Genomic DNA, 8,826 nt, shown 5'->3' on the forward strand with positions numbered 1-8,826 from the left:
ACAGTATTTGAACACTTTTAGTATATCATAATTCTAACCCTTTTAAAACAATACCCCTAAAGACTACTAAGGGGACTTAGATTATCAATAGATAAATGAACATTTTTATTGTGTATACGCTGTTTACTCAATTTACTCTGTATACAATGTTTACAGAGTATACAGCATATACTAAAATTATCGACTCATTCCTTTAGTTCGCTTTTTCTTGTTTTCTCTATCAAATTCTTTCTTGAAACTACTATCTAATCCCTTTTCTCTTGATATATTAGATATACTATCAGCTAACTCTTTAAATACTTCTTTAAAGGCTTTAAAATCGCTTATACGGTCTTTAAAGAATCTTTTAGTAGATTGGTATATTAACTTAATTTCTTCTTTTAAATCGCCAATCTGGTTCTTTAAAGAAGTATTTTCTTCATATAAATTATTATATCTTTTAACAAGATCATTATAATCATCAATATCTTTATCATTTTTATCTATCTGATCTTTTAATTCATTTTTTAGCTCTTTGTTTTCCTGGTAAACATCAGTTTCTAAAATAGCTTCTAATTTTCCTTCTGCTTGTTTTCCTTTATTGACTTTTTGCCTTAATTTTAAATAGTCTTTTTCAGATAAAACTATATTGCCAGTCCATTGTCTAACTGTTTTAGTTTTAGTTATTCCAAATAGAGATTTCTCATCAGTTTCAATCTCCACATCTTCCATTTCTTTTATTGGTGTTATATCAATTTCTTTATCAATTTTATTTTCTTTTGTGTAAGCCATTAATTCATCTTTTTTTATTTCTAATTCTTTTTTTATTTCTCTTTCTTCTTCTTTTAATTTTTTAAATTCTGGAACAGTTAAATTTTTTCTTTCAGATCCTTTTTGTCCTCTTTCAATTTCAAATTGAAAATCTTGTAAGTACTTAGGCAATTCTTCGTGAACATCACGAAGAGCTTGTCGATTAAAAACTCTCTTAGCACTTAATTTATTATCTTTATCAAAGGGAACAATACCCATATGCATATGTGGAGTGCTTTCATCTAAATGAACAGTTGCATATCGAATATTTTTCTCTCCAAATTTTTCAGCAAAATAATCTTTTGACCTTTCAAAAAAATTCTCTATTTCACTTTCAGTTAGATTATCAAAAAAATCTTTATCACTTGAAATAATCCATTCATTAACTAAAACTGCATCTTTTCTAACTGCCCTGGTAGTAGTTTTATTTTCATTTATAAAATTTTCAATATCAGTTTTATAATTTTGAGTACGATCTACTAAATCGTAATTCAGTTTTGAAAGAGAAGTATCTATATCAGGATTAGAATGATTTTTTGTTTTTCTTTGATTATGGTTTCCAATTCCTACTAAATTTTCAGCTTTCATTTTCTGCATTCTAGCAACAATCATTGACATAAATAACAACTCCTTTCTTGATATGTACGGACACACCTTCCATGTAAAGTATAACACACTATACTTTATATTCATAAAGTGTGTGCTCTGCGAGGCTGTCGGCAGTGCCGACCAAAACCATAAAACCTTTAAGACCTTTCTTTTTTTTACGAGAAAAAAGAAACAAAAAAACCTGCCCTCTGCCACCTCAGCAAAGGGGGGTTTTGCTCTCGTGCTCGTTTAAAAATCAGCAAGGGACAGGTAGTATTTTTTGAGAAGATCACTCAAAAAATCTCCACCTTTAAACCCTTGCCAATTTTTATTTTGTCCGTTTTGTCTAGCTTACCGAAAGCCAGACTCAGCAAGAATAAAATTTTTATTGTCTTTCGGTTTTCTAGTGTAACGGACAAAACCACTCAAAATAAAAAAGATACAAGAGAGGTCTCTCGTATCTTTTATTCAGCAATCGCGCCCTTTAATGGAACAAAAAGATTTGAATTCCTGTTATAAAAAAAGGATCAATTTTGAACTCTCTCCCAAAGTTGATCCCTTAACGATTTAGAAATCCCTTTGAGAATGTTTATATACATTCAAGGTAACCAGCCAACTAATGACAATGATTCCTGAAAAAAGTAATAACAAATTACTATACAGATAAGTTGACTGATCAACTTCCATAGGTAACAACCTTTGATCAAGTAAGGGTATGGATAATAAACCACCTACAATTGCAATACCTGTTCCCTCTGATAAAAAGCTGGTAAAGTTAAGCAAACTCATTCCAGCACCAGCTTCCTGCTGTTTCAAGCTACTTGAAACAATTGTTGATATAACTGTTTTGGTGAACGAAAGCCCACCTAAAACAAATACGATTATAATTGTCATGAACCATGATGTTGTTTCTAAAAGAAAGGAAGCAGTTAAAAAGCTAACAGAAAGAAATGTAACTCCGATGTTTAACACGTATAAAGGACCTCTTCTATCAACAAGTATCCCACCAATGTAGCCGAAAATAATGACACTCATTGTTCCAGGGAAAATAATTACACTTCCGATTTCGGCAGTACTTAGCTGGTGAACATCTTTCATCATATAAGGAACCATAGAGACAAACCCTGCTACTGTTCCAAATATAATTCCCCCACAAAGAACTCCAATCATAAAAGGTATATTTTTCCCTAATCCGGGATCAACAAAAGGATCTGTTACTTTCCTGATATGTTTTACAAATATCAGGAATGACAGCACGCTAACGATAAGAAAAGAAATGCTATATGATGTTGTAAACAACATAAAAAATACAATGCCTACAGACATTAGTATAATTCCTTTGATATCAAAATGACCTTTTATCCTTACTTCTTTCTTTAATAATTTCATAAGAAACGGAACAGTGATAATTGTTATCATAGGAATGAGTAGAAGATAGGACCAATGAATATAATGGGCTATCATTCCACCAATCGCTGGACCGACTCCTTCTCCCATGGCTACTATCGATCCAATAAGACCAAATGCTTTACCCCTATTTTCCTTTGGAATATAGCGCGCAACTACAACCATTACGAGTGCTGGAAATGCAGCTGCACCAGCCCCTTGAATAAAACGAGCCATAATAAGTAAGGAAAAGAAAGAATGGCCAACAAACCCAATTACCGACCCGAAACAATTTATTATAATTCCAAATAGGAGTAACCTTTTGATGCCTAATTGATCAGATAGCTTTCCATATACAGCTGTTCCAATGGAAAAGGTTAACATAAAGGCTGTGTTCACCCAGTTTGTACTCGCAGGTGGTTTATTAAAATCATTTGCAATATCAGGTAATGAGACGTTCAAAACCATTTCATTTAATACGCTAAAAAAAGATAAAATGCAAAGCCAAATTAAAATTTGGTTGTGTCGTAAATTCGATTGTGAATAGGATGTATTCACATTTCACCCTCCAATAATGAGGGCAGACGTAGTTTATAGGGTTAATGATACGCTTCCCTCTTTTAATTGAACCCTGTTACATTCATTACACTTCATAATTAATTCCTCCTAAACTTGATTAAAACATTTTACCACATATAAACTAAGTTTTAAATTCAGTATTTCATCACTTATACAACAATATGGCCCGATTTAAGCACACCCTTTATTCCGTTAATGCGCCATGACAGCCATGATAATTACTAATACTAGGAGAAGTTAATAAATACGTAACCAACATGATTAACAATTATTAGAGGTCATCGTTCAAAATGGTATGCGTTTTGACACATCCACTATATATCCGTGTCGTTCTGTCCACTCCTGAATCCCATTCCAGAAATTCTCTAGCGATTCCAGAAGTTTCTCAGAGTCGGAAAGTTGACCAGACATTACGAACTGGCACAGATGGTCATAACCTGAAGGAAGATCTGATTGCTTAACTGCTTCAGTTAAGACCGAAGCGCTCGTCGTATAACAGATGCGATGATGCAGACCAATCAACATGGCACCTGCCATTGCTACCTGTACAGTCAAGGATGGTAGAAATGTTGTCGGTCCTTGCACACGAATATTACGCCATTTGCCTGCATATTCAAACAGCTCTTCTACGATAAGGGCACAAATCGCATCGTGGAACGTTTGGGCTTCTACCGATTTAGCAGTTTGATACACTTTCTCTAAGTATCCACCTGAATCATAAATCGGCAAAATAGAGAAAAATTGACCATGTGTAAGCGGCCAATCTGATTCCACCTGAGATGCATAATCTAGTAGAATCTCTTCGCTATCAAAATTCACTTCCACCTTCCACTCACCGGTTGTCCATTCATGGCTGAACTCTGCTTCCTCTGTTGACATGACACACATCATCTCAATATCCGAATAGGGCCCATCAGTCTGACGACCAAGAGAGCCATAAACACCAATAGCCTTAACATCATCCCCATATTTATCCAATATTCGTTCCTTAATTTCATGAACAATCTTCATTCTTTCTTCTCTAGTCATTATTATTGGTCCATTCACTATTCTCATTCCCTTTTCAGATAATTTTAGATTTGCTTTTCTAAATAAGAATATTTGGAGAGCACCGTTCTTATTCAGCTATTAATAACCCGTCTTCCTAAGATCTTAAAGTATCCTCTGCTATAGCATATATATAAAACCTTATTTAGTATCCATAGTTATATACTACCACCATTTCTTGTTTTACGTATTGATGTTTATCCCATGGTTCATTTTTTTGTACATATGGTGAAAACCTTTATAGATATAGGTTTTATCCATATTTAACTGATAATTGCACTTAAGCTCCTTTCAAATTTCACTTTGTTTCTGAAATAAATATCTCAGTCCTTCTTTGCTACTATCATTATCATTATTTCTAATATCATTAGTTATAGACTCACCATTATATATATCATAACCATAAGGCTCAGTAATAAAAATACCTTTCCCATTTGAGTAGGAAAGCAATTCTGACTGATAGGACTTCGATGTATCAACAGGTATCTTTCCACTTAAAGTTGTCTCCTCTCCCTTGGCTATTATATCTTCAATAGAAGCCCTCATCTTTCTAAGATCACTCATAACCCTTCCGCAGAAATCATTTGGAACTTGAACTGTATATTTTAAATAAGGTTCTAATATTTCAGTTCCTGCTTTTCGAAGAGCTTCCCAAAATACATATGGTGTTAAATTCCTAAAGTCAGAGGGGGTACTTACCGGGCTATAGTATAATCCGTAGTCAAAAGTTACCTTTAAGTCTGTAACTTCCCATCCATAAAGCCCTTCTTTACAAGCCTTCTCTACAGCATCTTTTACTGCATTTTGAAATGAATTATTTAAATATCCATAGGACACCTCTGTCTTATATAATAATCCTGACCCTATTGGTAGTGGTTCTATTGACAGTCCAATAGATGCCCAATAAGGATTTGGTGGAACCTCTATATGGATTACTGCTTTAGAGTTTCTCTTAGGTCGTTCTTTATATATTGTTTTCAATTCACCAAATTTAGCATCTATTTTGTATCTGTTTTTAAGTAGTGATTCTATTATTTCCATTTGAATATTTCCAAATAGTTTCAATATGATTTCTCCAGTATCTCCGTTAATTTCACAATCTAGAAATGGATCTTCTTCAGTTAATTCAAATAACGCTCCTATCAGTTTACTTCTTTTACTTAAATCATAAGGTTTAATTGATGCCCTCAATGCTGGTTGGGCTATCTTTATATCTAGAACCCTATCATATTTCTCACCAATAAAATCACCTATTTTAAGAGAATTAGCATTAGAAATAATAGCAATATCCCCGCTATTAACCTGATCTACCTTTACAATTTCTCCATTCATAATTGATTCCAGACTTTTTATTTTAAAGGTTTCCTCTGTGTCATTTATGGGAACTTCTTGACGTGTCTTTATATTCCCACTGAATACTCTTAAGAAAGTAATCTTACGCGATTCTTCATCCCTATCTATCTTATAAACATACGCAGATAGGTTATCTGTAATATTATCATTATTTACAGGAAGATAGTTTGTAATAGCAAATAGCAACTCATCAATCCCAATATCTTTTAAAGCAGAACCATGCAAAACAGGATAAAGATTGCAACTATTTACCTCATCCAGAAATACATTATCATACTCTTTTTCTGTAATGACATCGCCATTTATATATTTTTCTGCTAGATAATCATTTATATCCAGTAACTTCTCTATTATTTGACTTTGAATTACTTTATCATCCCTTACATTTGTCAATTCAAAATCACCTTTATCTTTTATTTTAACTGATTGCATTATTGCAAGATTAGGAGTTAATTTCCTCTTTATCTGAGTATATATTTCATCTAAACATACTCCCTTTCTGTCTATTTTATTCACAAATATGAGTGTTGGAATATTTAATTTCGCCAAAGTATTAAAAATTATTTTGGTTTGAACTTGAATTCCTTCTTTCGCCGAAATTACTAAAACAGCTCCATCTAACACTCTCAGGGTTCGTTCGACTTCAGCTATAAAATCCATATGTCCGGGGGTATCTATGATATTAACCTTTGTATCATTGTAATTAAATGAAACTGTAGATGCTCGTATAGTTATCCCCCTATCTCTTTCCAGTTCCATTGAATCTGTTATTGTTGTACCATTATCGACCCTTCCTATTTTATTAATTGCACTACTTTTATACAATAAACCTTCTGTAACAGTTGTTTTTCCTGCATCAACATGTGCTAAGATTCCTATATTAATAATTTTCATTTTATACCTCCATAATTATATAACATATCTCTTGTTCCATATTCCCCCTGTTATTCTATAAACTCTTTTGGGATTATGCCTTCTGAAAATCTTACTCTTTTATGTAAGAAGTTATCAGCTTTTAACTATTAAAATTATCACTAAACCCAAAAGATTTGTTGCACATTCTCCTTTATATCTATCTAAAAAATTGCCACCACTTCTTTTTTTCATCTTTTTTTATTTCTTCTTTATTTATTCCTTCATCAATCTGTTTTTCTGATTCTTTTTCTTCAAGTTCTAATCTTAATAATTCGATTTTTTTATTAGAAACCAAAGTTAATTGTTGTTGTTGATCTAAAAGTTTTTCTAAATTTGCTCTTGATTTATTCGCTTCTTCTAATTGTTTTTCTAACACCTTTATTAGCTTATCTTTACTTGTTTCTTCTGCTGTACGGTGCTGTTCATTTGCTGTACGGTGCTGTACACTTGCTGTACACTCTGTATTATTGATCTGCACATCAAACTCTTTTGCTAATTTCAAAAAAGCTTGGTGATCATACTCCAGAGGTTCATTTTCGTGGATTCTCGTATCTTCATTAATTGCCTTAATATCAAGCTTTTCAATCCTTCTTCTTACCTTTTGTCTTGGCTGATTTAATTCATTACACAAGTTTTTTATTGTATAAATTTTCTCCTTCATATGCCACCTCACTTATAAATCATTGTATCATAATGCTGTACAAATCGTTGTACGCTGTTGTACAGTGCTGTACACTCCACTAAATATATTTATAAACTGTTGTACGACTAATTTTTAAGTTTTTAGCTATTTCTGTTGGGGTATGATCAGGATTTTCCGCTATATATTCCTTGACAAGATTTTCTTTTGAAGGTCTGCCTTCTTGATTTCTCCAATTACCTTCTGGATCATTTATTTCCTGTATTGCTCTTGCACCTTTTAAATGTATCTCTTGTTTTCTGTAATTTCTTTTATTTTTTTCAATAGGAATATCTGTTAATTTTACAATGTCATCAATGGTAAAATTATAGTATTGTCTATCATAAGTTTCTAAAGCCGATTTAATATCATCTTCTTCTAAAGGATTGGAATGTTCTATTTCTTTTAATTCATCAAATATTTTATACATATCTTCTCGAACTTCACTTTTCGGAATATTACACTTTACAGCATAAATTGCCATACACATTAAATAAAAATAACGATGTCCACCCTTAACCTTATAAGACTGTCTTAACCACCAGTCATATAGATCTCTCTTTATATCCCATTTCTTAGCTCTCTTATTTCCTTGAACAATCACTCTTTCATACCAGTCTGGAAACTTTTCTTCTGCTTCTTCTAAACTATATTGAGTGGGTCTAAAAGGCACATTTATATCTACTTTATTCTTTTCTTCATCTGCATAAGAGTTAATATAGTCTAAAGTAACTCTCTCTCCAGTTTTAAAAGCTTTTACTGGTAAATCATATTTATCATTTCTAGAACCAACCATTCTAAATCCTTGATTGATTGACTGATACTGTATCTGCTTTTCTTGTGAAGTTGCCTTATACTCCCACATCTTGAAGGTCAAATCATACTTTAACTGCTTCATCTGAAGCTTAATATTTGGATATAAAGCAATCGGTTTTTCAAATATATAGTAAATATGAAGACCTGTACCACTCATTACAATAAAAGTCGGCTGAGGGAGTGTTCTAAGGCCTGGTTTTTTACCTATTCTTGAAAATAAATTCATTAACTCATTTTTACCTACTGCATCAAGATCAAAGACTAAAGCATTCATCTGCTGAGCATACTCTAAACGATTTACACGACCTCTATAAGCTAAACCTGAGCATAGGGTCATAGGATTATTCTCTACAAACTCTTTATAGTCTTCTTCCCAGGTATCATTAAGCATTATTCTCCTTCTTAACTTTCTTTCTGTACCCTCATCTTTAGAATCCTTATATAAATAAATAGCATTAGGTTTAGAATAATCTGCCGGCATTTCTCCTTCATCTTGATTATTAGGGAATATATATCTATAAAATTCTTCTCCTTCTATTTCTTCATAATGAAAACTCAATAACTCTTCTACTTCCTTATAATTCTTCTTCTTATTCTTTATATTATTACTCATATAAATCACCCCTTTTAAAACAATACCCCTAAAGACTACTCAATACAGTATTTGAACACTT

Annotated in this window: 7 protein-coding genes; all 7 read right to left on the reverse strand. The window is 32.4% G+C overall.

Going from position 1 to position 8,826, the window contains the following annotated elements:
* Positions 1-177 precede the first annotated feature (177 nt).
* The 7 genes from mobV to KA824_RS12190 all read right to left on the reverse strand — a co-directional run bounded on the left by mobV (position 178) and on the right by KA824_RS12190 (position 8,765).
* Entirely contained in the window at positions 178-1,407 is a 1,230-nt protein-coding gene (gene mobV / locus KA824_RS12160; protein WP_210133270.1) for a MobV family relaxase, read from the reverse strand.
* 537 nt (positions 1,408-1,944) lie between these two features.
* On the reverse strand, positions 1,945-3,321 hold the full coding sequence (gene tet(L), locus KA824_RS12165; RefSeq protein ID WP_001574277.1) for a tetracycline efflux MFS transporter Tet(L): 1,377 nt from the start codon (positions 3,319-3,321) through the stop codon (positions 1,945-1,947).
* Positions 3,322-3,354: 33 nt separating this feature from the next.
* On the reverse strand, positions 3,355-3,417 hold the full coding sequence (locus KA824_RS13050; RefSeq protein ID WP_012779615.1) for a tetracycline resistance efflux system leader peptide: 63 nt from the start codon (positions 3,415-3,417) through the stop codon (positions 3,355-3,357).
* 210 nt (positions 3,418-3,627) lie between these two features.
* A complete protein-coding gene (aadD1, locus tag KA824_RS12175; RefSeq protein ID WP_001014230.1) occupies positions 3,628-4,389 on the reverse strand; it encodes an aminoglycoside O-nucleotidyltransferase ANT(4')-Ia in 762 nt (253 codons plus the stop codon).
* A gap of 291 nt (positions 4,390-4,680) precedes the next feature.
* Complete coding sequence (gene tet, locus KA824_RS12180; RefSeq protein WP_210133271.1) at positions 4,681-6,636, reverse strand: tetracycline resistance ribosomal protection protein; 1,956 nt, start codon at positions 6,634-6,636, stop codon at positions 4,681-4,683.
* A 178-nt stretch (positions 6,637-6,814) separates the two neighbouring features.
* Positions 6,815-7,318 carry a DUF536 domain-containing protein gene (locus KA824_RS12185; RefSeq protein ID WP_210133272.1) on the reverse strand — a complete coding sequence of 168 codons (504 nt, stop codon included), beginning with the start codon at positions 7,316-7,318 and terminating at the stop codon, positions 6,815-6,817.
* Between the two features lie 79 nt (positions 7,319-7,397).
* Positions 7,398-8,765 carry a helix-turn-helix domain-containing protein gene (locus tag KA824_RS12190; protein WP_210133273.1) on the reverse strand — a complete coding sequence of 456 codons (1,368 nt, stop codon included), beginning with the start codon at positions 8,763-8,765 and terminating at the stop codon, positions 7,398-7,400.
* Positions 8,766-8,826 lie beyond the last annotated feature (61 nt).

It is taken from the genome of Staphylococcus sp. GDY8P198P (genome assembly GCF_017891615.1).
GTDB lineage: Bacteria > Bacillota > Bacilli > Staphylococcales > Staphylococcaceae > Staphylococcus > Staphylococcus cohnii.

Coding starts and splice junctions, on each gene's coding strand:
- mobV (WP_210133270.1), bottom strand. CDS start 1,407: ATGTCAATGATTGTTGCTAGAATGCAGAAAATGAAAGCTGAAAATTTA.
- tet (WP_210133271.1), bottom strand. CDS start 6,636: ATGAAAATTATTAATATAGGAATCTTAGCACATGTTGATGCAGGAAAA.
- KA824_RS12185 (WP_210133272.1), bottom strand. CDS start 7,318: ATGAAGGAGAAAATTTATACAATAAAAAACTTGTGTAATGAATTAAAT.
- KA824_RS12190 (WP_210133273.1), bottom strand. CDS start 8,765: ATGAGTAATAATATAAAGAATAAGAAGAAGAATTATAAGGAAGTAGAA.